This is a genomic window from Nocardia sp. A7, from assembly GCF_046549215.1.
Lineage (GTDB): Bacteria > Actinomycetota > Actinomycetes > Mycobacteriales > Mycobacteriaceae > Nocardia.
In genome coordinates, this window is sequence record NZ_JAJPWE010000006.1 from 22,900 (window position 1) to 48,497 (window position 25,598).

At 63.0% G+C, this 25,598-nt stretch carries 23 protein-coding genes and 1 pseudogene; 12 read left to right on the top strand and 12 right to left on the bottom strand.

The window, feature by feature from the left end; genetic code table 11:
- Positions 1-7: 7 nt before the first annotated feature.
- Positions 8-1,774, top strand: a complete 1,767-nt coding sequence (gene argS, locus ACLJPD_RS28955; protein WP_410876367.1) for an arginine--tRNA ligase — start codon at positions 8-10, stop codon at positions 1,772-1,774.
- 747 nt (positions 1,775-2,521) lie between these two features.
- Here argS and ACLJPD_RS28960 read toward each other — a convergent pair.
- The 5 genes from ACLJPD_RS28960 to ACLJPD_RS28980 all read right to left on the bottom strand — a co-directional run bounded on the left by ACLJPD_RS28960 (position 2,522) and on the right by ACLJPD_RS28980 (position 5,339).
- Positions 2,522-3,097 carry a hypothetical protein gene (locus ACLJPD_RS28960; RefSeq protein ID WP_410876368.1) on the bottom strand — a complete coding sequence of 192 codons (576 nt, stop codon included), beginning with the start codon at positions 3,095-3,097 and terminating at the stop codon, positions 2,522-2,524.
- A gap of 35 nt (positions 3,098-3,132) precedes the next feature.
- Positions 3,133-3,666 (bottom strand): hypothetical protein, encoded by a 534-nt coding sequence (locus ACLJPD_RS28965; RefSeq protein WP_410876370.1) that lies wholly within the window; start codon positions 3,664-3,666, stop codon positions 3,133-3,135.
- Positions 3,667-3,769: 103 nt separating this feature from the next.
- Entirely contained in the window at positions 3,770-4,120 is a 351-nt protein-coding gene (locus ACLJPD_RS28970) for a calcium-binding protein (protein ID WP_410876371.1), read from the bottom strand.
- A gap of 242 nt (positions 4,121-4,362) precedes the next feature.
- The gene (locus ACLJPD_RS28975; RefSeq protein WP_410876372.1) at positions 4,363-4,548 is read right to left on the bottom strand and encodes a hypothetical protein; all 186 of its coding nucleotides are present in this window, start codon (positions 4,546-4,548) and stop codon (positions 4,363-4,365) included.
- A gap of 206 nt (positions 4,549-4,754) precedes the next feature.
- Positions 4,755-5,339: an exonuclease domain-containing protein gene (locus ACLJPD_RS28980; RefSeq protein WP_410876373.1), complete on the bottom strand. Its 585-nt coding sequence runs from the start codon at positions 5,337-5,339 to the stop codon at positions 4,755-4,757.
- A 779-nt stretch (positions 5,340-6,118) separates the two neighbouring features.
- On the opposite strand from ACLJPD_RS28980, the gene ACLJPD_RS28985 reads away from it, so the two are divergent.
- Genes ACLJPD_RS28985 through ACLJPD_RS29010 form a run of 6 tightly spaced genes read left to right on the top strand, consistent with a single transcriptional unit; the run spans position 6,119 to position 17,096 of the window.
- Positions 6,119-8,131, top strand: a complete 2,013-nt coding sequence (locus ACLJPD_RS28985) for an N-6 DNA methylase (RefSeq protein ID WP_410876374.1) — start codon at positions 6,119-6,121, stop codon at positions 8,129-8,131.
- Positions 8,128-10,113 carry an N-6 DNA methylase gene (locus tag ACLJPD_RS28990; protein WP_410876375.1) on the top strand — a complete coding sequence of 662 codons (1,986 nt, stop codon included), beginning with the start codon at positions 8,128-8,130 and terminating at the stop codon, positions 10,111-10,113. The genes ACLJPD_RS28985 and ACLJPD_RS28990 overlap by 4 nt, the downstream gene beginning before the upstream one ends.
- Positions 10,110-11,417 carry a hypothetical protein gene (locus tag ACLJPD_RS28995; protein ID WP_410876376.1) on the top strand — a complete coding sequence of 436 codons (1,308 nt, stop codon included), beginning with the start codon at positions 10,110-10,112 and terminating at the stop codon, positions 11,415-11,417. The genes ACLJPD_RS28990 and ACLJPD_RS28995 overlap by 4 nt, the downstream gene beginning before the upstream one ends.
- 4 nt (positions 11,418-11,421) lie before the next feature.
- Positions 11,422-14,595: a type I restriction endonuclease subunit R gene (locus ACLJPD_RS29000; protein WP_410876378.1), complete on the top strand. Its 3,174-nt coding sequence runs from the start codon at positions 11,422-11,424 to the stop codon at positions 14,593-14,595.
- Positions 14,596-14,621: 26 nt separating this feature from the next.
- The gene (locus ACLJPD_RS29005; protein ID WP_410876379.1) at positions 14,622-16,169 is read left to right on the top strand and encodes a protein kinase domain-containing protein; all 1,548 of its coding nucleotides are present in this window, start codon (positions 14,622-14,624) and stop codon (positions 16,167-16,169) included.
- 12 nt (positions 16,170-16,181) lie between these two features.
- Positions 16,182-17,096 carry a restriction endonuclease gene (locus ACLJPD_RS29010; RefSeq protein ID WP_410876381.1) on the top strand — a complete coding sequence of 305 codons (915 nt, stop codon included), beginning with the start codon at positions 16,182-16,184 and terminating at the stop codon, positions 17,094-17,096.
- 146 nt (positions 17,097-17,242) lie between these two features.
- Here the strand turns inward: ACLJPD_RS29010 and ACLJPD_RS29015 are convergent, their stop codons facing one another.
- The 6 genes and pseudogenes from ACLJPD_RS29015 to ACLJPD_RS29040 all read right to left on the bottom strand — a co-directional run bounded on the left by ACLJPD_RS29015 (position 17,243) and on the right by ACLJPD_RS29040 (position 20,811).
- Positions 17,243-17,542 (bottom strand): DUF2326 domain-containing protein, encoded by a 300-nt coding sequence (locus tag ACLJPD_RS29015; protein WP_410876550.1) that lies wholly within the window; start codon positions 17,540-17,542, stop codon positions 17,243-17,245.
- A gap of 256 nt (positions 17,543-17,798) precedes the next feature.
- Positions 17,799-19,007, bottom strand: a pseudogene (locus tag ACLJPD_RS29020) (ABC-three component system protein); the annotation flags it as partial.
- Positions 18,973-19,227, bottom strand: a complete 255-nt coding sequence (locus ACLJPD_RS29025; protein ID WP_410876382.1) for an ABC-three component system middle component 6 — start codon at positions 19,225-19,227, stop codon at positions 18,973-18,975. The gene ACLJPD_RS29025 and the pseudogene ACLJPD_RS29020, both read right to left, overlap by 35 nt.
- 11 nt (positions 19,228-19,238) lie before the next feature.
- Positions 19,239-20,174: an ABC-three component system protein gene (locus tag ACLJPD_RS29030; protein ID WP_410876383.1), complete on the bottom strand. Its 936-nt coding sequence runs from the start codon at positions 20,172-20,174 to the stop codon at positions 19,239-19,241.
- 38 nt (positions 20,175-20,212) lie between these two features.
- Positions 20,213-20,554: a hypothetical protein gene (locus ACLJPD_RS29035; protein WP_410876384.1), complete on the bottom strand. Its 342-nt coding sequence runs from the start codon at positions 20,552-20,554 to the stop codon at positions 20,213-20,215.
- Positions 20,551-20,811 (bottom strand): replication-relaxation family protein, encoded by a 261-nt coding sequence (locus ACLJPD_RS29040; protein ID WP_410876385.1) that lies wholly within the window; start codon positions 20,809-20,811, stop codon positions 20,551-20,553. The genes ACLJPD_RS29035 and ACLJPD_RS29040 overlap by 4 nt, the downstream gene beginning before the upstream one ends.
- A gap of 78 nt (positions 20,812-20,889) precedes the next feature.
- On the opposite strand from ACLJPD_RS29040, the gene ACLJPD_RS29045 reads away from it, so the two are divergent.
- From ACLJPD_RS29045 to ACLJPD_RS29065, 5 genes are all read left to right on the top strand, one after another.
- Entirely contained in the window at positions 20,890-21,774 is an 885-nt protein-coding gene (locus ACLJPD_RS29045; RefSeq protein ID WP_410876387.1) for a hypothetical protein, read from the top strand.
- Positions 21,758-22,231 (top strand): NUDIX domain-containing protein, encoded by a 474-nt coding sequence (locus ACLJPD_RS29050; RefSeq protein ID WP_410876388.1) that lies wholly within the window; start codon positions 21,758-21,760, stop codon positions 22,229-22,231. Before ACLJPD_RS29045 ends, ACLJPD_RS29050 begins: the two co-directional genes overlap by 17 nt.
- 372 nt (positions 22,232-22,603) lie before the next feature.
- Positions 22,604-23,206: a hypothetical protein gene (locus tag ACLJPD_RS29055; RefSeq protein ID WP_410876389.1), complete on the top strand. Its 603-nt coding sequence runs from the start codon at positions 22,604-22,606 to the stop codon at positions 23,204-23,206.
- Positions 23,207-23,271: 65 nt separating this feature from the next.
- Positions 23,272-24,093: a phosphotransferase family protein gene (locus ACLJPD_RS29060; protein ID WP_410876551.1), complete on the top strand. Its 822-nt coding sequence runs from the start codon at positions 23,272-23,274 to the stop codon at positions 24,091-24,093.
- A gap of 125 nt (positions 24,094-24,218) precedes the next feature.
- Positions 24,219-24,923: a 2'-5' RNA ligase family protein gene (locus ACLJPD_RS29065; RefSeq protein ID WP_410876390.1), complete on the top strand. Its 705-nt coding sequence runs from the start codon at positions 24,219-24,221 to the stop codon at positions 24,921-24,923.
- On the opposite strand, the gene ACLJPD_RS29070 is transcribed toward ACLJPD_RS29065, so the two are convergent.
- The gene (locus ACLJPD_RS29070) at positions 24,920-25,546 is read right to left on the bottom strand and encodes a uracil-DNA glycosylase (RefSeq protein WP_410876391.1); all 627 of its coding nucleotides are present in this window, start codon (positions 25,544-25,546) and stop codon (positions 24,920-24,922) included. The genes ACLJPD_RS29065 and ACLJPD_RS29070 overlap by 4 nt on opposite strands.
- Between the last annotated feature and the right edge of the window lie 52 nt (positions 25,547-25,598).

The window sequence follows — 25,598 nt, forward strand, 5'->3', positions numbered from 1 at the left end:
ATCCAAGGTGAGCTCTGCCGGTATTGTGCCGCTGCTCGGACGTGTTGCTGCCGCTGTGTCGGAGGCGATCGTGCGAGTCCGCCCGGAAATGGCGGATGCGGACCCGGTGGTGCGACGATCCGATCGGGCCGACTTTCAATCCAACGCTGCGCTGCCGTTGGCGAAGAAGGTCGGTATGCCGCCGGCTCAACTCGGTGGTGAGCTCGCAGCCAGTCTCGATCTCGCTGATGGTGTGATCGCCGATGTGCAGGTATCGGGACCAGGGTTTCTGAATATTTCTCTCGCTGATCGGGCGATCTGGGAAAGCGTCGCCGCGCGGCTGGCCGACGATCGTCTCGGTGTGCCGACCACCGAGAACGGGCATCGGGTGGTCATCGACTACTCCGCGCCGAACGTGGCGAAAGAAATGCACGTCGGGCATCTGCGGACCACGATCATCGGTGACAGCTTGGCCCGGGTTTTCGGGTTCCTCGGTGCTGATGTCGTGCGTGCGAATCACCTCGGCGATTGGGGGACCCAGTTCGGGATGCTCATCCAGTACATCGATGAGCATCCTGAATCACCATGGCACACTGAAGAACTCGATGCCGAGACCAGTTCGGTGTCGGCACTGGACGGCCTGTACAAGGCCGCCCGCGCCCAGTTCGACTCCGATCCTGCCTTTGCTGACCGGGCACGAAACCGCGTTGTTGCACTGCAAGCCGGCGACCCTGACACCGTTGCGCGGTGGCGCGAGATCGTCGCCGAGTCCGAGAAAGCGTTCGGTGCGATCTATGACCGGCTCGGTGTTCTGCTCAACCCGGATGACTACGTCGGTGAGTCGTTCTACAACGACCAGCTCGCTGAGACCGTCACCGAACTCATCGACAAGGGCGTAGCAGTTGACAGCGACGGCGCGATCGTTGTGTTGTCCGAGCAGGTCACAGGCCCTGATGATCAGCCTGTTGTGCTGATGGCTCGCAAACGCGACGGTGGCTACGGCTACGACAGCACCGACTTGGCGACTATCCGGTACCGCATTGCCTCGCTGCACGCGGATCGGCTGCTGTATGTCACCGATTCGCGACAGGCTCTGCACTTTCAGCTGATCTTCGAAGCGGCTCGACGGGTGGGTTGGCTTACCGAGGCGATCCAAGTCGATCACGTCGCTTACGGCACGATCTTGGGACCAGATGGCAAACCGTTCAAAACCCGTGCGGGCGGAACGGTTCGGTTGATGGGCTTGCTCGACGAGGCCGCCGCACGTGTCCGTGCCGTCGTCGCTGAGAAGAATCCGGACCTTTCTGCTGCCGAGCTCGACACCATCGCTGAGCAATCGGGAATCGGTGCGGTCAAGTACGCAGATCTGTCGACGTCGCGGGTCAAGGATTACAGCTTCGACCTGGACCGGATGACGACGCTCAACGGCAATACCGGCGTCTACCTGCAGTATGCCCACGCCCGTGTCTGCTCGATCCTGCGTAAGGCTCACACCGCGACGCAGGCCACGGTCGACACTGCCGGCCCACTCGAACCAGCAGAGCGAGAGCTCGCTTTGGCTCTGGACGGCTACGGAACTGTGCTGGCCGAGGTGGCCGAGGTGTTGGAACCGCACCGCCTGGCCGGTTATCTCTACGATCTGGCTCGCGCTTACACGACCTTCTACGACACGTGCCCGGTTATCGCGGCCGATGAGCCGATTCGCTCGAATCGAATCGCGCTGTGCCAGTTGACTGCTCGAACGTTGGAGCTCGGGTTGGGCCAATTGGGGATGGCGGCGCCACAACGGATGTGACCCGTGGCCGGACGCCCGCCGCATCGGTGGTGCGTCCGGTCGGCAGTTCGTAAACTCTCCGCTTGATGCTTTGCCATACATGTGTCGGTCGTCACTTGTAATGTCGGGGAATGCGCGAAGGGCGCGAGCTGATATTCGGACGAAGCGGGGCCGCGATGGTACGTGACTGGTATGCGAATCGGGCGCACCGAGGCGATCAAGATCCGCGGTTCGATCCGGCAAACGACGATCCGCGCGATCCGTTCGAATTCGGTGCGGTCCAAGAACAGCGCGCAACTGGTGAACCCCGTCGTGGAAGTAGAGCGAAGCGACGTAAGGCCGCGGTAAAGGGGCGGAATGCGCGGGCTACGCAGGGCGGCGACCGGCAGGTTTCGCCACCTGCCAAGGTCCTCTCCGGTGACGAGAGGCGTACTGCCGTTGAGGCGATCGTTCTAGGCGTCCTTCGCGATGACCCAGAGCCAACCTTCGGGCAGTACCAACGGGCCGTCCGAGCAGCGGGTTACGGGGAGCTGGACAGGGCTGAGGTCAGAGCGATTTTCCAACGGATCGCGGCAAATAGACGCGCCCGCCAGATGCCCGCCAATGTTCAGAAGGGGCGGCCAGCGCGGATTGCCCGACTGCGGGCGGCTGATAATACGGTGAGAGTGGTGGCCGCGGAACGGTGTCCATCCTGCGATGTCGTACCCGACAGGCTGAGTGGTGCGTGTCGCTGCGGATGACCTGTGATCACTTGCCGTTACGGTCGGGCTACCGCGGGTTGGGATTCATACCTTCGGCGAAACCGGCTGGAAACTCTGCGATGGTTCGGCTGTTGAGGTCTGGCGTCATGATCCAAGGTGACTTGCCGGTCTTCGGCGACACCGGCCGGCGGACGCGTTGTTCCTCGGCCGACAGCCATGTCGTCCACACCGCGCAGACATAGTTGTCGACCGCCAGCGCGCGGCACCGAGGTTCGTCGGCCTCGGGTGCGGCGAGCACTGGGACCGGCGTGAATCGCGGAGAAATCAGCTTCGTCTTTTCGCGCGGTGAATAGTCCGCGATCGCCTCGAGGATGCGGCCTTGGTGAGCAGTGATTCGGTCGATGAAGTCGTCCAGGTACTCGATATGTTGTGCGTGCGCCAGCTTGGGCGGGGGTTCGGTGCCCTGAGTGAGAACTACGCACCGATTCGCTGTGAGCGACCGGACTTGCACGTCGTATTCAGGGTCGTTGTGCTCGATGATCACCGCATTGGTGTGGCGAACGAGGTTTTCGGTGCGGGTGGTCTGCCAGATGGCGCTGGCGTCGGCGACCGGTTGCCTGTCGACGATTGCGAAGCCGTGCATGTCTTCTCCCTGTGGTTCACATGGGTGGGAAGTCGTCAGTCGCCGTCTGGTTCCGGCCACCGGACGATCCGTGCAGGAACGGCCACCGCGTGGGAGTCGGTAATGCGCTGGATTTCAGTGAAGTGCGCAGTGGGCAGACGGGATCCCGGCCTGGTCAGCAATCTCGCGCCGAGGACGAAAACCCGACCTACCGGTGCATCGCGAGCAAAGCCTGTGACGGTGTAAGAGCCGTATGGGTGCTGATCGAAGTGGGCATGTACGAGATCGCCATGGTTCAGATCGGCGAGTGCTATTGGCATGTTCGAAGTTTCGATCGGCGCGATGGTCATCTTGACCAGGTCGGGAACGGGCTTCGGGGACTCGGACGCGGTATCGAGGGCGTAGCCACCAACGAGGAGCCCTCCCGTCGCGCAGGACCGCACTACCACTCCGCTGACTGCGAACGGGCCGTACATTTCGGACCGGAAGAGCGCCGTGACCCGATCTCCTGGCGTGAGTGCGGCCAGATGGGTGTTCAGCGTCCGCATGTCCCGGCGCTTCGCGATATGGAGGATGTCAGAGATTTTCATGCCAGGAGACTTTCGGTTCCGTTGAGCGGCTGTCGTCTAGTGCTACGGACACCCGATACCGCTTCACGATGGTGTGCGGCCGCGGACAGCTCCGACTACCGGGTCAGCATGGATTGGGTTCGCCGTACTTCATCACCGACAGCACGGCCTGTCCCTCGCCGATCGGGACGTCCGGCGCCGGATTCTGGGCCACCACGACCCAGCTGTGGTCCAGCACCTGGGCTCGTCCTTTCCCGGTCGCGTCGGTTGAGCGGGAGAAGAAGACGCCGGCCGCCTGAATTCGGCTCTGCGCCACTTGCAGATTCATGCACACCACCGCGGGCATGAGGACGGTAGGAGCAGCGGCGGTAGTGGGTGGCGCCACCGGAACAACGCTCGTCGTCGGCGCGGCCGCGACTGCGGTCGTAGTCGGCACCACCCGGGTGGGCGTGACCGACGGAGCGCCAGTTGTCACCCGAACTGATGATGTGGCAATAGGAGTCGCCGTGTTGGCGCCCTCGCGCACATCGCACCCGACGACTGCGACCATCACCACGGCGCCGAATCCCAGCCCACGAACAAGCCTTGCCAACATTTCCATCGAATTCCACTGTGCGGATAGGTAGTTCATCAAGACTTGTGCCTTTTCTTGGATGTGTATGCCGCCCTCTGCGAGGGCGGCTGGATGCCGAGAACATGCTCCGGCCATCGGGGTGCTCACGGTCGTTTCATCGCGTCGAGGACGGCGACGATGATCCAAATCGGAAGCCACAGCCCGCACGTGGCGAGTGTGAGCACCAGATGTAGACCGTGATTGACCCCGCGCCGGACTACGATCGGGCCCGCGCCGATCCCGTTGTTCTGGGTGACGGAGATGATCGGCATCGGGTAGCCGGTCGGCATCCCGTATCCGTGCGGAACAGTCTGTGGCGCAGCGTGATAGTTGGGTATCGGTGGAGCGGATTGCGGCGGCGCCGGGTGCGGTCGAGCAGGTGGGGTGGCTTGCGGGACCGATTGACGGGACGGATAGGGGTGTGCCACCGGGGCGGTCGAATGATGGACCGCAGGTGTGCTCCCGAGGAGCCCCTTCGGCGTGTCGATCGGATCGTTCATCGCCGTACTCCACCGAGGTGAGTCAGGCGGGTCCCGTTGAACCGCGCCAGATCCGCGAGATCGCGTACACCGGCCATCCGTGCGAGCGCGACCGCGATGTCGGCAGCAGCGGCCGCGTCGGCGCCGGCCTCGTGGTAGTTGTCGAGGGTGATCCCGAGTGCCGCAGCGACCTGATTGAGCTTGTAGCCACCGAGCAGCAGCTGTCGCTTCGACCAAGCGTAGGTGCACCCGTACCGCCATCCCGGCAACATGACGCCACTGAATTCACAAGCACGGGTTAGGTTTCCCATGTCGAAGACTGCGTTGTGCGCTACCACCGGAAGGTCGCCGATCATGTCCAGAAGTTCAGGCAGTCGCTGCGCGAAGCTGGGCTGCCCGGCCACCGTGCTCGGGGTGATCTTGTGGATTCCCATATTGCGGGGCGCGAACTCGCCGACCGTCGCAGGTGGGCGGCACAACCACGAATGTGTCGCCACCCGAACGCCTTTGTGAACGACGGCGACGCCGATAGCGCAGATGCTGCCGTGTTTGGGGTTGGCGGTCTCGACATCGAAGGCCGCGAAAGAGAGGTTGTCAGTCACTCGGTTTCCTTTGGGTGAGCGGGCGGGTTCGGTCCGCCGCGAGGGAATGGGATGGTTATCGACCGCGCAGTGCCCGCAGCGCCCACCGGACGACCGCGTGGGCCCGGGAACGGAGACGTTCGCCGTGGTCTGACTCGGTCCGGCCCGCCGGACGTGGTGGCACGACCGCGGTGCCCCGCCGCGCCGCCGATCGCGCGGCGAGCTCGGCAGGATTCGGCACCCGCCCTGATGCTGGAATATCGGCGAACCGGAGGCTGGTGGGGCGCGGTTCGAGCTGGCTCGTCCGGTATTCGTCCAGGGTTTGACTGGTCAGGTGCCAGCCGTGGCATCCGGGGCACTCGTAAGAACGCTTCTCCCGGCGCTGTGGGCCGAGGTTGGCCAGCACGAGCTCCGCATCGCCGCGATTGAAATACCGACGTTTTCCGCCGGCGCACCTAGTGGTGGGGATTCCGGCGTACCGGCGCCGGAGGTCGGCGCCGCTGCGCACCGTGAGTTCACGGGTAGTGCGGTGCGGACGGCGCCGACCGCGATGCTTTCGATGGCTAGCCATGTCTCCCCTTCCCGAGCGGTGCGACGTGGCGGTGCCGGTCGCCGTGCATTCGATGCGTGATAACCCCTGTCGCCCACAGTGATTCGTGGACGGTGCGGCCGATCGGCCTGAGCGGAACACTACGAGACAGTGAAAGCATAGTCAATCATCAATCTGTGGTTGACTTACGCTTGTCACTAGGCAAAGCTATGGGAACACATAGTGTGTACATGTGGGATGGAGGAGGCTTATGTCGGAGACCGCACCGCTCGTGACCGCCGCGGAGATCTCCCGGTTGGCCGGTGTCACCCGCGCGACCGTGAGCAACTGGCGACGCAGGCATGCGAACTTCCCGGCCGCCTCGGGTGGCAGCGAGTCACGGCCACTGTTCGACCTGATCGAGGTCCAGCGGTGGCTCGACGCGCACGGGGTCGACGCGGCGGAAACGCCATCGGCGCGATTGCGGACGTTGCTGCGCACGCACGTACTTCCCGGACAGGTGCCGAGATTGATCGTGTCGCTGCCGGAGCTTCTTGAAACAGAGAGTGCTGCAGTGGAACTCGCGGGCGTGCCAGCCGCCGTCGGCTCGGCGATCCGGGGGCTGGCCATGGATTCCGGTTTACGGGCGGTGCTCGACGCGCTGTCCGAGCGTGGACTGGAGGAGGGGCCGACAACCGGGGTGTATTCGACGCCGATACCGATCGCCCGGCTGATGGTCGAGCTGGTGCTGGCGGCTGGAGTGACACCCGAGTCGATTCTCGACCCCGCCTGCGGTGGCGGGACGCTGCTGGCCGAAGCTGTCAGCACCGGCGCGCACGCGTACTACGGACAGGACGTGTTGCCGGTACAAGCCGAGCGGACGGCTGTCCTGGTCGGGCTACTGGCGCCAGCCGCCGAGGTGGCAGTACACACCGGCGACAGCCTGTTCGACGACGGCTTCCCTGGCCTTCAAGTCGACACGGTGATCACCAATCCACCTTATGGACAACGTGATTGGGGCTCCGACGAGCTCGCGCTCGATCCCCGCTGGGAGTACGGACCGCCGCCGCGCAGCGAATCCGAGCTCGCCTGGGTGCAGCACTGCCTGGCGCATCTGCGTCCCGGCGGCGTCGCGGTGATATTGCTGCCGCCCGCGATGGCGATGCGAACCTCCGGCCGGCGTATCCGTGCGGCTCTGCTGCGGGCGGGAGCGTTGCGTTCGGTGATCGCCTTGCCGCCCGGCGCTGCCCAGCCTTTGCATATCGGTTTGCAGTTGTGGGTGCTGCGACGTCCTGACCCCGTGCTGCCCGTACCGGACGAGGTGTGGCTCGCAGACTGTTCCCTGCTCGCGGGTGTGGAACGCGGCCGGATCGACTGGGATCTGCTCACCAGCGCCATCGTCGATGCGTGGCGTGGCTTCGAGGAGGGCGTGCCCGGGGCGGCGGTGATCGATGACGCGGCGACGCCGGTGCGGGTGATGGATCTGCTCGACGACGAGGTCGACCTCACGCCCGCCAGGTACGTGCGGGCCGCCCTGGACGCCGCGGGTCTCGCCCACACAGCCCGAATGGTGCAGGTCCATCTGGCCGAGCGTGTTGACGAGTTGGTCTCCGCGACAAGTCAACTCGGCGACTGGCAGCGGATCGACAGCACCACATGGCGCACCGCCACCCTCGCCGACCTGGCCGCGGGCGGCGCGCTACGCCGACTACAAGCGCAGCCGCTGCCCGAAGACCGATCCACCGGTGACGACGCGGGGCGTCCCGTCCTGGAGGCTCGTGATGTGGTGACCGGTACCGAGCCGACGGGTGTGCTGGGGGAGCAGTCGCGACTGTCCACCCAGCTCATCGAACTCGACGATGTGCTGGTTCCTCGGATCGCCGGAAGCCGATCGGAATCTGTGCGCGCCAGGGTGGCGGGAAAGTCCGATGTGGGCGCCGTTGTCGGCCCCCAGCTCATGGTGTTGCGCACCGATCCAGCCCGCCTCGATCCCTGGTTCCTCGCCGGGTTCGTCGGTAGCCCCGAGAACTCGCACGCCACCATGGGCACCACGATCCGCAACGACCCGACCCGTATTCGCATACCGTTGCTCCCACTGGCGCAGCAACAGCGTTACGGCGCTGCCTTCCGCCGCCTGCACGACCTGCGGGTCACAGCCCGCCGCGCCGCCGACTCCGTCGCCGAATTGGCGGGTCTGCTCGGCACCGGTCTCACCGCCGGCGCACTGGAACCACCGAACACCCAGGGCTCCGAGGAGCCGAAGCCGCAGAGAGGTAGGAAGTGAACACCAACAAGCACTCCGAACTGGCCAACCACGCGTGGTCGGTCGCAGACCTGCTGCGCGGCGATTACAAACAATCCGACTACGGCAAGGTGATTCTCCCGTTTACCGTGCTGCGTCGGTTGGAGTGCGTGCTCGAACCGACCCGCGAGAAGGTGCATGCTGTTGCCGAGCAGATGAGCGGTGGCGACGTGGACGTCGACCCGTTCCTGCGCCGCGCCTCGGGCACCGCGTTCTACAACGCGACCGACTTGAGCCTGAAGAAGGTCCTCGGCGACCCCAACCACGTCGCGAAGAACCTGCTCACCTACATCGGCGGCTTCTCTCCGAACGCGGCCGAGGTGCTGGAGAAGTACGAATTCGCCCAGCAGATCCGCAAACTCGACAGTGCCGACCTGCTGTACAAGGTGATCGGTAAGTTCGCCGACCTCGACCTACGTCCTGAGGTGGTCTCCAACCACAACATGGGCTACATCTTCGAGGAACTCATCCGCCGTTTCTCGGAGCAGTCCAACGAGACTGCCGGTGAACACTTCACCCCGCGTGAAGTGATCGAGCTGATGGTGAACCTGCTCATCGCCCCCGACACGGAACTGATCGCGATGCCCGGCGTCACTCGCCGTGTCCTTGACCCCGCCTGCGGCACCGGCGGCATGCTCAGCTCGGCCGAAGAGCACATCACCAAGTTGAATCCCCAAGCACGGGTGGAAGTCTACGGTCAAGAACTCAATCCTGAAGCCTGGGCGATCTGTCGTTCCGACTTGATGATCAAGGGCCAGAACCCTGACAACATCGTCTTCGGTAATTCCTTCAGCGACGACGGACACCAGCACCTCAAGGCCCACTACCTCCTCGCCAACCCGCCGTTCGGTGTCGAATGGAAGAAGGTGAAGGAAGCTGTCGAGTGGGAGCACAAGAGCCTCGGTGACGCCGGTCGGTTCGCCGCCGGGCTGCCTCGGATCAACGACGGATCGCTGCTGTTCCTGCAGCACATGCTCAGCAAGATGAACCCGGCCTCTGCCGGTGGGAGCCGGGTTGCAATCGTCTTCAACGGGTCGCCGCTCTTCACTGGCGCCGCCGAGTCCGGTGAATCCAATATTCGCAAGTGGATCATCGAGAATGACTGGTTGGAAGCGGTTGTCGCGCTACCGGATCAGCTGTTCTACAACACCGGCATCTCCACGTATTTCTGGATCCTCACCAACCGGAAGGCTCCCGAGAACCGGGGCAAGGTGGTGCTGTTGGATGCGCGGGAGTACTCGGAGAAGATGCGAAAGTCACTCGGCGACAAGCGCAAACGGATTTCGGACACACAGATCGAGGACATCACGGTGCTCTACCGCGACGCCATCGATGCGGCTGCCGATCCTGGTCACCCGCAGCACGGCAAGGTGAAGGTGTTCGCCAACAGCGACTTCGGGTACCGACGGATCACCGTCGAACGGCCACTGAAGTTGCGCTTCGAGCTCACCGAGGAGGCGCTCGATAAGCTTGAGGAATCCGGGCCAATCGGGAAGCTCTACAGCGATACCGAGGTCTTCAGAAAACTGTTGCAGCCGTCGGTCGGGACTGGATGGAAGTCTAAAACCGAAGCTATCAACACGCTTAAGGACGCGGTAGTCGGTGCTGGCGAGCCTTGGCCGTCCGGCGCGCCGTTCGCCAAGGTGCTCCGCGATGCAGTCGGTATCCGCGATGCCGATGGCGAAGTCCAGCTCATCAAGGGTGAGCCCGAACCTGATGCGGAGCTGCGCGACTACGAGAACGTTCCGCTCGGGGATGACGTCGCGGAGTATCTAACGCGCGAAGTTCTTCCACATGTGCCCGATGCGTGGATCGACCACAGCAAGACCAAGATCGGGTACGAGATTCCCTTCACTCGACACTTCTATGTATATAAGCCGCCGAGGCCAGTCGCGGAGATTGATGCTGAACTGCGGACGCTGGAAGCCGAGATCCAAGGGCTCCTGAGAGAGGCTATCCGATGAGCCTGTCAGGCGCTGTCGGTGAACTCGGCAATCCGAAGGCATGGCCACAGGTCTCGCTGAGGCGGGTGTTGACGCAATCGAAGTTAGCGGATTTCCCAAATCTTCCCCTGCTAGGCGTCAGTCTGCACACTGGGGTAACTCGCCGGTTGGATTCGGATGGACGTCCTGCACCGAGTGACGACCTGACAAGCTACAAGCTTGTCGAGCCTGACGATGTGATCATGAATCGACTCGGAAAGCCTCACGGCTCAGTTGGTGTATCTCCGTGGCAAGGGATTACCAGCCCTGCGTACTGGGTAATGCCCGTCGATCGAACTATTGCGGATCCGAGGTTCATGCACCATCTGCTTCGTTCGAAACACATGATTGCCGAGTATGAGCGCCTAGGGAAGAACCAGCCACCGAACCAGTTCGACATCTCATGGGAGTCATTCCGCGAGATTGAGGTTCCCCTCGCTCCGCTGGAGGAGCAGCGCCGCATCGCCGACTTCCTCGACGCCGAAACCTCGCGCATCGACCGAATTGTAGACCTCCGCCGTCTTCAGGTGTCCACCCTGAATGAGCGGTATAACACTGCGATTTCCGAACTTGTGACCCCAGGAATTGCATCGAGTTCGGAACGGTCCTCAAAGTGGCCCTGGCTTCCCGCGAACGTTTCAGTCGTCCGACTCGGATATTTGGCGCGAGTTCAATCGGGCGTGACCGTTCACGGAGCTCGGGTTGTGACCGATGATGACCAGGAATTTCCGTATCTCCGCGTGGCGAATGTCCAGGGTGAGCGTGTGGACCTCTCAGAGATCAAGACGATTCGGATTCCGCGTACTATGGCGCGGTCCGCGATGCTCTATGCCGGAGATGTGGTGATGACGGAGGCAAACGGCAACCCGGACAATCTTGGTAGAGGGGCGATGTGGGATGGGCAGATTGAGGGTATGGTCCATCAGAATCACGTTTTCGCGATTCGTGTTGATCGGGCCAGGCTGCTACCTGAATTTCTGACCGCCCTTCTTGCATCTTCACATGGGCGGCGGTACTTCAGATTCACATCGACTCAGGTCGGGATAGCGACTACGAGCAGTTCTAAGGTTCTCGATTTCCCTATTCCTGCACTTTCTCTCGCGAAACAGCAAAAGATTGTCGACACATATGCCCGCATGCGTGACATTCAGTTGCGTGCGGTCGACGTATTGGGTGCCGAGCTTGAATTGCTTTCCGAACGCCGCCGAGCGCTCATCACCGCCGCAGTAACCGGCCAATTCGACGTCTCCACCGCCAGCGGCAGCAATACCATCCAGGGGGTATAACCACATGAGTCCGGTCCACAGCGAACTCGTCTTCGGCGACGCCATCGTCGCCTCCATGCTCGACAATGGTTGGCGCGCGGGCAATCCGCACGAGTATCGCGCGGACGTGGGCTTGGATATGGGTGAACTGTTCACCTTCATCGCCGCGACCCAGCAGCCGGAGTGGGATGACCTCGTCCTCTACTATGGCGGCGACGCCGATGAAGCCCAGCGTGGTTTCACTCGGATGCTGGATCAGCAGTTGAATTCGAAGGGCTTGATCGAAGTTCTGCGGTCGGGCGTGAAGGATCACGGGGTCCGTATCCGGGTGGCGTATTTCAAGCCGAACCTGGTGACCTCCGACGACGCCCTCGACAGCTACCGGGCGAACCGGCTGACGGTGGTGCGGGAACTGCCGTACGCCACCAAGCTGGCAGACAAGGGCAACCGTCTCGATCTGGCCTTGCTGCTCAATGGAATCCCCGTCGCCACCGCCGAGTTGAAGAACCCTCTCACCGGCCAAACCGTCGAGGATGCGAAGAAGCAGTATCGCGAGGAACGCGATCCGAGCGAGCTGATCTTCCGGCAGCGGGTGATCGCGAACTTCGCGGTCGACCCGCTGCTGGTCTTCGTTACCACCCAGTTGAAGGGCAAGAACACCCGGTTCCTGCCGTTGAACACCGGATCGGAGGGGCCGGGGCAGCCGGGTGGGGCGGGTAATCCGAGTCCGGTGGACGGTAAGCACGCGACGGCGTATCTGTGGGAACAGATCTGGCACCCGGACAACTGGCTGGATCTGCTGGAACGGTTCGTGCATACCCAGTCCACGTCCGGCCCGTCGGGCAAGTCGACCCGGTCGACGATCTTCCCTCGGTATCACCAGTGGGATGTGGTCAAGAAACTCACGGCGCACGCCGCGAAACACGGTGCGGGACACAACTATCTGGTGATGGCCTCGGCCGGCTCCGGGAAGTCGAACACTATCGGCTGGCTCGCGCACCGCCTCACCGATCTGCACACGCCAACTGACCCTGCCCAGCTCGATCCGGCGGCGCACGCGGCCGGATTGCAGCCGGGCACACCGGTATTCGACAAGATCATCGTGATCACCGACCGGCGCAACTTGGACAGCCAGCTCAGCGAAACCGTGGGCGGGTTCGAACGGGTACACGGTCTGGTGGTGAAGATCGACGAGAAGCTGGGTGCCAAATCGGGGCAGCTCGCGAAAGCTCTCGCGCAGGAATCCGGGAAGATCATTACGGTCACCTTGCACACCTTCCCCGCGCTGCTGGACTACCTGAAGCGCACGCCGACCGAACTGCTGGGCGGGCGGTTCGCGATCATCGTGGACGAGGCGCACTCCTCACAGTCCGGTGATGCGGCGACAGCGGTGCGAGCCGCGCTGCGCGACCTCGGGCTCGACGCTGACGACGAGGATTCGGGCTCGGTCGAACTGACGGTGGACGAGCGGTTGCGGCGCAAAGCCGAGGACCGCAGCCAGGCGGGCAACCTCTCGTACTTCGCGTTCACCGCGACACCGAAAGCCAAAACGCTTGAGGCGTTCGGCACACTGGTCGGCGACAAATATCAACCGTTCCATACCTATTCGATGCGCCAGGCTATCGAGGAAGGCTTCATCCTCGACCCGCTGCGCAACTACACCACCTACAAAACGTTCTACCGTCTGGTCAACGAGAACCCCGACGACCGCGAACTGCCCGAAGCGAAGGCGAAATCACTGCTGGCGCGGTTCGCCGTCACCCATCCGTCGACGGTGCACCAGCAGGCGCAGGTAGTCGTCGAACATTTCATCGCCCACACCCGCGGTCGGCTCGGCGGTCGCGCGAAAGCCATGGTGGTCACCGACTCTCGCAAGAGCGCGGTCGCGATGACCCGCGCCATCCGCGACCACCTCGACCTCACCGGCTACGGCAAGCAGTACCCGGATCTCGGTGTGCTCGTGGCCTTCTCGGGCCCGCTCGACTTCGAGGGCGAGGAGACGAGCGAATCGAAGGAGAACGGCGGGCTCTCCGAAGCCCAGCTGCCCAAGGCCTTCGGCTACACCCGCGCCGACGACATCGCCACCCGCTCCGGCGGCAAAGGCCAGCAGGAATACCGGATCCTGGTGGTCGCGGAGAAGTATCAGACCGGGTTCGATCAGCCGCTGCTCACCACTATGTATGTGAACAAGTCACTCAAGGGAATCGCGGCGGTGCAGACGCTCTCGCGACTCAACCGCACCCAGGAACGCAAGACGCAGGACGACCTGGTGGTCCTCGACTTCGTCAACGACGGTGAGGACATCCAGAATTCGTTCCGGCCGTATTACGAACAGGCCGAGTCGATGCCGACCGACCCGAACCTGCTCTACCTCGCGCAGGACAAGGTACTGGTCCCGCCGATCCTGCTGCAGGCCGAGATGCGCGCCTTCGCCGACGCCTATCTGCAAGCTGAACAGCAGGCGGCCGGCTCGCAAGCGAAGTGGCAGAAGCTGCACGCCGAGCTGTATGTGCACCTGGCTCCCGCGGTGAACCGCTTCGCCGAATTGCTGCACAGCGACGACGAAGACGACGTGGACCAGGCGGAATCCTTCCGGTCCGACCTGAAGGACTACGTCCGCAAGTACGGGTTTCTCGCCCAGATCGTGCCCTACCGTGACATCGACCTCGAACTGCTCCACCTCTACGGCAAGCACCTGCTCAACGTGCTGCCCCGGCGGGCCGACGGCGGCGTGGATGTCGGCGAGGTCGATCTCAGCTACCTGAAACTGCAGAAGACCGGCGAACTCGACCTGAGTCTCAGCGCCGACGGCGCGGTGGTGCTGCCCGGATTCGGCGATGGCACCGGTGGTGCGCAGGAACCGGAGAAGTCGCTGCTGTCGGAACTGATCTCGCAGTTCAACGAGCGATTCGGCACCGAATTCACCGAGGCCGACGTCGCCGCACCGTTCCAGCAGGCGCTCGACGACCCCGACCTGCAGCTCGCGGCCCTGGCCAACAGCAACGAAGAAGATTTCCAAGGCAAGTTCGAGGAAGTCTTCGAGAACAAGATGATCGACAACTACGCCACCCAGGTGGACCTCGGCAACCGCTACTTCAGCAAATCCGATCCGAAATTCAAGGCGACACTGGACCGGCAACTCGGTCGGGCTGCGTGGCGGATGATCAGAAGGCAACATGGTGACACCGGGGCGGCCTGAGCCGCGATAGCGCAGCAGGGGACTAGATGCGGGAACTGATCGACAAACGCTACGAGCTGACCGCGATGATCAGCTCGGGCGGCATGGGCGCGGTGTGGCGGGGCTACGATATCGTGCTCGACCGGCCGGTCGCGATCAAACGGATCCGAGTGGACCAGGTGGAAACCGGGGAACTCGCCAAGGAGTTCACTGAACGATTCCGCCGCGAAGCGCGGGTCACCGCCCGCATCCGGCACCACGGAGTGCCGCAGGTGTACGACGCGGTACTCGACGCCTCGTTCGAAAACGTCTATCTGGTCATGGAATTGATCGACGGTGTCACCCTGCGCGACTACCTCGACCCCGATGCCCAGCTGCCACTGTCGTGGGTTGCGGCGGTCACGGCGCAGATCGCCACCGTGCTCTCGCACGCGCATGCCCTGCCGGTCGTGCACCGAGACCTCAAACCCGACAATGTGCTCCTCACCCGCGACGGCTCGGTGAAGGTGATCGACTTCGGGATCGCCGCCATTCTGGATCAGAGCGCGGCCAAGATCACCCGAACCGGTCAGCAGATCGGCACACTGCGCTATATGTCGCCGGAACGCATCCACGACCACCCTGTGACGCCCCGCTCCGATCTGTACTCGCTGGGGTGCCTCATGCACGAAATGGTGGTCGGTAGACCACTTTTCGAGCACGATTCGCCCTACGAGGTGCAACGTATGCACATCGAAGAAGCTCCGTTGGGTCTGCGTGAATTCCGCGACGATGTTCCCGTAGAGCTCGAGCGGCTGGTGCTGGCCCTGGTGGCCAAGGATCCGCGAGACCGCCCTGCCGATGCGTACGCGGTGTATGAACGCTTGCTGCCATTTCTGCCCGCGCCGGGAGCACCGATCCCACCCGGCGAGTTGTACTTGCCGGGACTGCCCGACCCCACTCGGATCTTTCGCCGCCCCAACGCCCCACTGGAAACCTCGCAGGTCGAGCCGACCCGAGTGTCCACTGCTCCCGCGCAGCCCACCGCGCCACTGACCCCACTGCACCTGCGCACTGCGATCGACACAGCCCTGCATCGATACGAGGAACTGGTCGAGGCCGACCGCTTCGCGCAGGCCGCGGATGCGTTGGTAGCCGTCATCGACAATGCTGCCGACGCTCGGGGCGCCGACCACGTCGATGTGCTCGAGCTCCGCCGAAAGGCGGCCGGCGCATGGGTCCTCGGTGGCGAATACCGCCGGGCTCGAACAGAATTGGAATCGCTCGCCGAAGCCTACCGGCGCACGGAAGGCCGGTTCAGCGAGTCGGCGTGGGAGATGCGTTCGATGGCCGCGAGTTGTCGCATGCAGATCGGCGATATCGACGGCGGTTTCGCGGTCATGAACCAGCTGCTGAGCGACATCGTCGCCGCGGGCGGCGACTGTAGCGAGGCGGCCCTGGAAATGCGGCTGTCGCTCGGTGAGCTGTACTTCGACGCCGGTGCGTCCGAGGAAGCCCGCCGGATACTCGAGCCGCTGCGCGATGATCTGCTGGTGTTGCGTGGCCCGGATGATCCATTGTCCGCTCAGGTTTCGGTGTTGCTGGATGAACTCTAGAGGGAAGTGATTGTGACTGTTCCGGTCTCGAGCATGCCGGTGTGGACCGGCATGCTCACCCCCGCGTTACGAGTACTTAGCGACCGGGAAGTGTGGCGCCGCCGCGATCTGGAAGCCGCGGTGTGCGACTACCTAGGACTCACGGCCGAGCAACGGTCGGAGTTGCTGTCCTCAGGTCAGCTGCGAACGCAGAATCGGATCGGGTGGGCGCTCAGCGGGCTGGTGCGCGCCGAACTGGTGACCAAGCCCGCACGCGCCAACTACCAAATTGCGCAAGCGGGGCACGACGCTCTGACACAGTACCCGCAGGGCCTTGACGAGTCGGCGTTGAAGAGCTATCCGGCGTACCAGGCGTACGTCCCTGCGCGCAGCCAGGACCGCATCGAGGTCGGGATCGAATCCAGGGTGGTCACCGCGCCGCTGGAACAGATCGAGTCGGGAGTCGCGAATCTGCATGCCGATGTGGCAGTCGAATTGTTGCGCGCGTTGGGTACTCAAGACCCGACGGTATTCGAACAGACAGTGCTCGATGTGCTCGTCGCGATGGGGTACGGCGGAACCGAACAGCGTGCACAGCGGATCGGGGGAACCGGCGACGGTGGAGTAGACGGCGTCATCGATCAGGACGCCCTGGGGCTGGACCAGATCTACGTCCAGGCGAAGCGCTACAGCCCCGGGAACAATGTCGGCCGAGAGACTGTCCAGTCCTTCGTCGGGGCGTTACACGGAGTGGGCGCCACCCGGGGAGTCCTCATCACGACGAGCAACTTCACTCAGCACGCGCGGGAGTACGCGAAGAACGTACCGATCCGCGTGATCCTGATCGACGGGCAACGCCTCGCCGAATTGATGATCAGGTATGGCGTCGGCGTGCAACAGCGGGCTGTGTTCACTGTGGTTGAACTGGATGAGGACTACTTCGAATAGTTTTGATCGACCGGCACGCGTCACTCACCGTGTCAACTGTCGGCACCGCACCTCTGTATAAGGGCACCGAGTTCGCTCGTTGCTGCCAGTCCGAGCGAATCGGTGTCAGTCCGGTACGAGCCGTTCGTCGCGAATTGTGGGCACGCTTAATCGAAACGGAAGCCGAACAGCCCGCCGGTGTCGGACTCGTCGGTCAGCCGCTGGTCGAGTATGTACGGGTTGGCGTCGAAGGCTCCGTCGCTCTGCGCTTCGACACTGTCGAGGAAGTCGGAGTTGAGCGCCACGATGTACTGGAATCCGTGTTCCTCGGCGAGGCGGGCGCCGATGTTCAGGCACGATGCCACTTGACGTGTGTCGATCGAGTCGAACAGGTGGCTGTCGTGGACGAGGACTCGTGGTCCGCGTCCAGCCTTGATCGCGGCGAGAGCACAAACGAGGTCGAGCATGAATATCTCGACGCTGCGCCCCCGAGCTCGCGTCACCGGAGATTCGGGGCTCGACCTTCAAGATTCCCTTCGCTGATGGCGCGACATACAGCGAAGCTTCGCGGTCGGTGTAGATCTCTGCGCCCAGTTCGTTGAACAGCGAGATCGATTCGTCCAGCTGGTCTGCTCGTTCCTGAGTTTCGGCACGCACCGCAGCAACCAGCTCAGCGGTCCTGATCTTGATGGTGTCGTTGATAGAGCTGATCGACTGGGCCGCATCGAGTCGGCGTTCGATGTCGGCGACGTCGGCCTCAAGTGTGGCGAGGTCGCGCTGTGCGCTGAGGAAGGTGTCCAGCGCGACGGTTTCTCGGAGCAGGCGAATTACTTGGGAGCGCCGGTGGTCGAGTCCGTGACGTTCGCGATCGATGGATTCCAGCCGAGATCTGGCTGAGTCGAGTTCCTGTTGAAGGAACATCCGTCGATTCCGGACCACTGATTCATGGAAGGCGGCGACCTCGGAGTAGCGATGAATGACGGTGTCCGGAAGCGCGAGACCGATCTCGGCGTAGACCCGTTCGACCTTCTCGGTAAGGTCACTGCTTGAGCTGGCTGTGACCTCGTCGCGCAGCGTCTGCTCGAGCTCTCGCGTCCGGCGCTGCAATACTAGGCCTTCGTTGTTCAGCTTCTCGATGTCGCTCGTGAGGCGGTCGGCTTCACGCTGATGCTCGCCGTACTGTTCATCGACCCGGAAGCCGTGGAGGTCGTCCTGCATACGGTCGCGGCGTCGACGTGCGACGGCCAGTCGAGCCCTTAGGTCGGATTCGTCAAGGGACAGGTGAGTGAAAGCCCCTTCCTTGACTGCTTTGCGAATTGCTTTGCCTTGCTTGTCGAGACGATCGAGCTCGCCTGCCTTACCGAGGGTCTCCGGGGAGAGACCGAGCATGAAGCCGAGCCGTACACCCGACTCCCAATCCGATTCCGCATGGAAGCCTTTGGTCGGTTTGCCAAAGGAGGTGCGAATCAGCTGTGCCCACAGCTGCCCGGTGGTCGGTCGCTCGGTGTCGGTCGGGATGTGGAACAGGTACTTCGCCTGCAGCGTCTTCCACTCGTCCACCCGAAGTTCCGAGTTGAGAGGCGCCTGCTCCCATCCGTGAATCCGGACTCGGTTTCCGACCTGAACCGCGCGGCTAACCGTTACAGATGGCGGCTGCGGGTTTCCTGGAACGGGCAGGGCCAGGTGAGCGGTGAACACGTGTTGATCCAGGTACGGCGACTTGAACTCCAGCGGCAGTTCGCCACCGACCAGATATCGCAGGATCTTGACGAAGCTGGTTTTGCCGCTGCTGTTGCGGCTCTCGCCTTGGTCGGAGACCTCAGTCCGCTCCGCAACGAGGATATTGAGTCCTGGACGGAACGTCAGAGTCTTGAACCGCGGGTCGGAGCACGTGAGTTTACCGAGGAACATGCGCCCGCCGCAGATAGCCATCGGGCGAGGTCTCGATGAGCCGCATCGCGTAGAGGGCGGTAAGGGACAACGAGAACCAGTCGAACGTGATCCGCCCAGCTTTGTTCGTAGACCGTTGCCGGTTGCTGTAGCGCTCCCACAGCGCAGAAACCGACAGCGGGTCCCGAAGTTCCTCCAGCAGATCGGCGCCGATCGTGATCAGGGCGCGGTCGGCTGACACTCCCTTAGTGGGTAGCAGCACGGGGGACCTCCTCACCGGATACCGAAACCGAGCCGGGCGGTTCTTCGAAGATATGGCATGAGTCGAAGAAGTACGACACTACTGCGTAGGCGGCGTTGGCCCGCGTGGCGTCCATACGCGGGTCGGAGCCGGGCGACTGCGACATATAGCCGTTCCAGGATCTCTGCCGGCTGGGTTGTCACAGCTCGGGCCTCCTTGTACAGCGCGCGGAAGCGGTCGCCGTGTGTGTCGTAGAGCGCCGGGTCGGATGCGCCCGCGTACCACTCGTCGATTTGGGGCGCGAGCAGGCGACCGCTGTTGAACTCCACCCGACTGCTCTCGGGGAGTTCGTTGAACTCCATCTTCTGAGGTGGGACCGGTCGGATCGTTCCGGTAGTGAGGGGATCGGTGCCCGCGATGCCGAGTTTGTCGAGAAGCGGGATCAAGTCCCGCAGCTCGACATTCGCGGCACCAGGTACCCCTGGAAACAGCTCGTTCAGCACTTCGACATCCAGCTTGCTCACCAGTTCGATCCACAGTTTTTCGGTGCCGAAATGGCGAATCTTCAATGGGCGCAACGGATGTGCATGATGTGTCTGCTGTAGATCGACCAAGACCGCGGAAGCCTTCGGTCCAAAGGGTGCGTTGGTCACGAACCGCCAAGTGCTGAACGTAGCCCACACGCTGTGGGCGCGGTCGAAGTCCTTGCGAACCTTCTTCGCCAGCTCGGCTTCGGCTTTACGGCCGGGCCGCTGCCCGTAGCAGGCGTAGGCGATGGTGCCCGCGTCAGCGATCCCGTCGCATCCGCCGTCGCCGAGCGTCCCGGTCGGGACCGGATTGATGAAGTCATCGTGGAATCGAGTGAGGACCTTGGCGATGTACTCCTCGTACGCAGCGCCGGACTGGAAGCATTCCTCGCGGTGACGGAAGTGGTACCAGTCACGCCAGTTCGCAGACGACAAACCCATCAAGCCCCCTTGTTTAGCCCCACTACAGTCTTCTGATCCTACCGATGCCTCCGAGGGCGCGCGGCGCTCTGAATGCCGAAATACGATCTTGCGTAGGTGTTCTCGTCATCGACGGTGATCACGTCACATGATCTGATCAGGAAGGTCGCGATCTGGGCACCGAGGTGGTCCCGGTGGGGTGTGAAGACGGCTTCGGTGCTGGTTCGGCGGACGATAGTGATCAACTGGGTGATCGGGTCGGGGGTTCGTGAGGTGAACACGATGGTTTTCGCGAGGTCGTAGCCGTATCGCCTAGCCAAGGAGCGGATTCGGATCTCGTCCCAGCTCTGTGCAATGCCGGAGATGTCGGATCGCAGGTACCCGATCGCGATGGGTTTCATCCGGCGAGTGCCGATCGGGGTACGTCGAGCATGGCTTGGCCGGTGGGGGTGTTGGTGTACGCGTGGCCGCTGGTCGAGAGTTCCCAAGCTTGGCGGTGGGTCACTTCGCGGAGTAGGCCGTTGAGGTGGAGGGTGCGTAGTGCACGCCTGGCTCGGCGGATAGATAGTGCTGTGTTGGTGGCGATTTGGCGGTCGGTTAGTTGTCCGCCGGGTTGCAGGATGCGGAGGACGAGCGCTTGGTCGAGCAACGTGGTCATCGACGACTCCTGTTGGCGAGGTCTGTTCTCGGATACGCGAGAGATGTTCGTCCGTAGATCACGTCGCCCCCTTGGCTGTTGGTCGTACACGGTGATCTGACGGTATTTCTTCGCGTCGGGCACCTGAACCACGTCCGGGACATTTCAGCGGACATTTCAAAGATGCTGATATGTCCAGGAAATGGGCCGTATGGTGCAAGCATGGCCACCCGCTTGGAATCGGCGATGCTTCGAGCGCGACTGGATTCGGTTGCGCTAGCGGATGCTGTCGGCGTCGACGTGAAGACAGTCAACCGGTGGCTCTCAGGTCGCGTCCCGCACCGGCGCACACGGGCGGTGGTCGCACGGATTCTTGATGAGACCGAGGATCTGCTGTGGCCGCAGACTCGCCCTGATCTCGCAGCGGGCGGGGCGGCGACTGCTGAGGTACAGGGTGCATACGCTCATCGGGCAGACATTCCGAACGACCTGTGGACCTCGCTGCTCCTCGGAGCCGACGAGCAGATCGACATCGTCGGCTACGCCTACCCGTTTGTGCTGGAACTGCTGCCGGACGCGGCGGAAATCCTCGCCGTCAAGTGCCGCAACGGAACTCGCATCCGGCTGACGTTCGCGGATCCGGACTGTCCGCACGTGGCCGAGCGTGATGCGTTGGAACAGATGAACGGAACCCTTGCCGGCCGAATCCGCAATGCGCTGAACATGTTAGGTCCGCTGACCGACACGCCGGGTTGCGACATCGGTCTGCACACCAGTCATCTATACAACTCGGTGTTCCGGTTCGACGACAAGATGATCGTCACGCCGTACCTGTTCCGGGCCCGCGGATACCAGCACCCGGCGATCCATCTACGAAAGCTGTCCCAGCACGGGATCTTCTCCTCGTTCACCGAGCAGTTCGAACAGATCTGGGGCTCGGCGACCCCCTACTCGCAAGGACTTTCGCATGAGCTCACGGCGTGACTACTACAAGGATCCGCGCGCGCCGAAGGCAAACAGTCTGGTGCCTGGTGGTTCGGTTCTCGTCACGGACGGTGCGGGCCGAATCTTGATGCAGCGCCGAGGCGATTCCGGAAATTGGTCGCTGCCGGGGGGCGTGATGGAGATTGGTGAGACTCTCGGTGAGTGTGCGGTTCGGGAGACGAAGGAGGAAACCGGACTCGACATCGAGATCACGGGGCTATTGGGTATCTACACCGACCCGGAGCACGTCATCGAGTACGGGGACGGAGAGGTGCGGCAGGAGTTCGCCGTCACCTATCTCGGTCGGGTCGTGGGCGGCGATATCGCCGTCAGCAGCGAATCGACTGAAGTCCGGTTCGTCGGTGCGGACGAATTGATGGACCTGCCAGTGCACCCCACCGTTCGGCTGCGGATCGGACACTTCGAGGAAGGCGGGGCAGCGCCGTACCTCGGTTGAACTGCCGGGGCTCGGTGCCGGGCTCCAGCAGGCCACCGAGTTCGTTCGCCCGCTGCCACACCGACCGGATCGGTCGATCGGCCCAGGCACCAAGGGCCTCGACTCCGAGCTAGGCCGCATGCTCGACTTCCGGTGAGCGTCGCAGGACAAGCGCTGACCCGGCATCCAGTCGCACCAAAGTTTGACTGCACACCGAGTCTGACCGCGAAACGTGGTCCTCGACAAGCCGCCGAATTCGAGCGCTTTGTCGAACCGGGGGTATACCGCCTTTGACGCTGGTGAGTTCCTAGATGCCGACCGATACTTCAATTCGCGCTGTAGTGCGCGGACTCCGCGGGATCGTGGGATCTTCGCGCTAGCGCTCTCGCCGATATGGCGCGACGATCGGCGTTCGTCGGGGATCCGGACAGTGCTCTCTCCCTCATCGAACTCGCCCAGGTCCGGTCGGACCGCCTGGCCTTCACCGTGCTTGCGATGCTGAGTGCCATGCGCGCGCAGTATCTGGCCGCTTCGGGACGTACCCATGAGGTCGTTGCGGAGGTTGCCCGCGCAGATGAGCTATTCGAGGCCCGCGCACCAGACGCGGACCCGCCCTGGATGTGTTTTTACGACACAGCCGAACACCTCGGAAGTACTGGAAAGGCGCTCGCTTTGGCCGCCGAGGCACTCAACTCGATCGACGTCGCCGCACCTCGGCTGCGCTACGCCATCGACATGCAAGGCTCCGAATATCCCCGATCGCGAACGTTCTCACAGATTCGGTTAGCGGCGTTGACGATGAAGGTCGGAGATCCCCGCGACGCGGCCGCGATCGGAATGGAAGCAGTGGTTCGTAGCCGCGCATTGAAATCGGCACGTATCGCGACCGAGCTTCGTGGGCTGGCAGCGGTCGCGAGCACACACCGCCGCATCACCGAGGTCGGTGAGCTATGCGCCCTCATCGTCACAGCGACACCGCGCGAGTCAGCTTCATGAGCAGCCTCTAGCCTAATGAGGCGAGCTCGCTGGCCATTCTCGAAAAAGCGGCGGCTATCAGCGGCATCGATCCGACCCGTGCGGAACTCGTCCGGGCGGGGTCCAACACGATTTATCGTGTGGGCGACATCATCGGACGGGTAGGCAAGACTGGAACAGCTGATGCGGCCGCACGAGAACTGCGAATCTCGCAGTGGCTCAATGCCTCTGGACTGCCGACCGTTCACGTTGCCGATGTCGCCACTCCCTTAACCGTGGTAGACGATCGTCCGATCACCTGGTGGCAGCGGATTCCAGATCACCGCGCGGCGACAACTACCGAACTCGCGACCGCGCTTCGCCAACTTCACGCCCTCGCGCCGCCGACAACGTTTGTGCTCCCGGAGCACGAACCATTCGCCGGTCTTCGCCGAGCAATCACGTCGACAGGCCACCTCGCCGCTGAGGACCGTGCTTGGCTTCTCGGCCACCACGACGGGCTGTGCAAACAGTATTCCCAGCTCGAGCCTCCTGCTCGGAAGACTGTCATTCACGGCGACGCGTGGCAAGGCAACCTAGTCGTTCCGGATGGAGGCAGGCCGATACTCGTTGATCTGGACCGCGTCTCACTGGGCCGACCGGGGTGGGATCTCATTCAGATTGCAGCTGACCACACCGATTTCGATCGTCTATCGGAGGCTGACTACCTAGCATTCGTCGACGCCTATGGCGCTGACGTCACCACGGATTCGGCATTCCGGCTGCTTGCCGACATGCAGGAACTCCGCTGGACTGTCTTCGCGCTGTCGAGGTCAGAAGCCAGCGAGGGCGCAGCGGATGAGGTGCGCCATCGTCTTGCTTGCTTGCGGGGCGAAATTGACCGACCTTGGCGCTGGAACGCGCTCTAACGAACTCGTTCGCGCGGCCATGGATACCACCTGGCCGGGCGTTCAGCACCTCGGTGCTGCGTCCGGCCGGTGATCCGTAAACTCGCTTACACGGACGTCAACGGGGAAAGGTTGGGCAGCCGGTCATGACATCGAACGGCCCATTCCCTCGACTGCTGCCGGACTCGACATCGGATCCGGCAGCCATCGCGCGAAACGACTGGAGCGCCTTCTCCGAAATCGACGTCCTACGTGATCACTGGACCGTGAAGCAGTGGGCACCTGGGCGCACGGGCTACTACTGGTACCTGACTTTCGATGACGCCGATCTGATCGAGTTCGCTGCCGAATGCCAGCAGGCCCTGGCGATCGGCGGGTTCGATCCAGTTCCACTGGATGCCCTGCACATCACCATGATGGGGATCGGCTCCACGGGCGCTGTTACCGAGGGGCAGATTGATGGACTGATTTCCATTGCGCGTGAACATCTTTCGGATGTGAAGCCGTTCGATCTAACGGTAGGGCCGCTGAGCGGCTCATCTGGTGCGATCAGATTCTCCGTCGCACCGTGGGACCCGCTTTTCGATCTGCATCAGCTGCTGTCGACCTGTACCGGGGAAGCGTTGCGGAGCGTCGCGAGCGCTTCGAGTGCTGCACGATTCCGGCCGCATCTGGGCATCGCTTACAACAACATTGACCGTACTGCTATTGAGGTTATCGACGCCGTCGCAAAACTGCGCAGGGCCGAGCGTGTGAACGTGCGCGTGAACCAAGTCGAATTGGTAGTCCTCAGACGAGAAGACCACACCTACCGGTGGGACACCCTCGCGGTCCTTGCTCTCGGCGGTTAGCGGCGCAACATTGCGGCCAGCTGGCCGATCGCTACGTCGAAGCGGTGTCGGGCAGCCTTCGGGGCCAAGCCTCGCTGGGAACAGTGCGGCACGCCCTCCGGGAATACGTACAGGTCCGGGCGGTGGATGGCAGCGCGGCGCCAGCCGTCTTCGGCTGCTCTGCCCAGGCACAGCACGATTTCCAGGTTGGGGCACTGGGCGATGAATTCGCGGGTCCATCGGGTGCCTCGATCGCGTTCGGAGGCCAGGGAAGCTCCGTTTTCGCGGCCGGTGGGGAATGGGCAGACGTTCCAGTTGACGACTGAGTGCCAGTCGATGCCGTGGGCGGCGTAGGCCTCGCGGCAGTTTCTTGCCGTCGCGTCGTTGTTGTCGGGGCTGATCAGGCCGGAACCTCCGTTGCGGGCGGCCTCGGCTTTCGTGGACGGGTTGTCGAGCAGTACGAGTGCTCGTGCCTTGATGCCACCTAGATCGGGATCGACGTAGGGCACGTGCCCGTGCGGGATTCCCTCTGCGTCGGCGATCCTGTCGGCGAGGTCGTTCAGCGCTCGCACGTGGAGTGCGCGGATGCGGGAGTGCTTGTCCGCCAAGACATCAGGGTAGGCATTGCGCCCGTAGACCGTCATATGGGGAGTGTGACAGGGGCCGCCGACATGTTCGGATCATTGGCCGAATGAG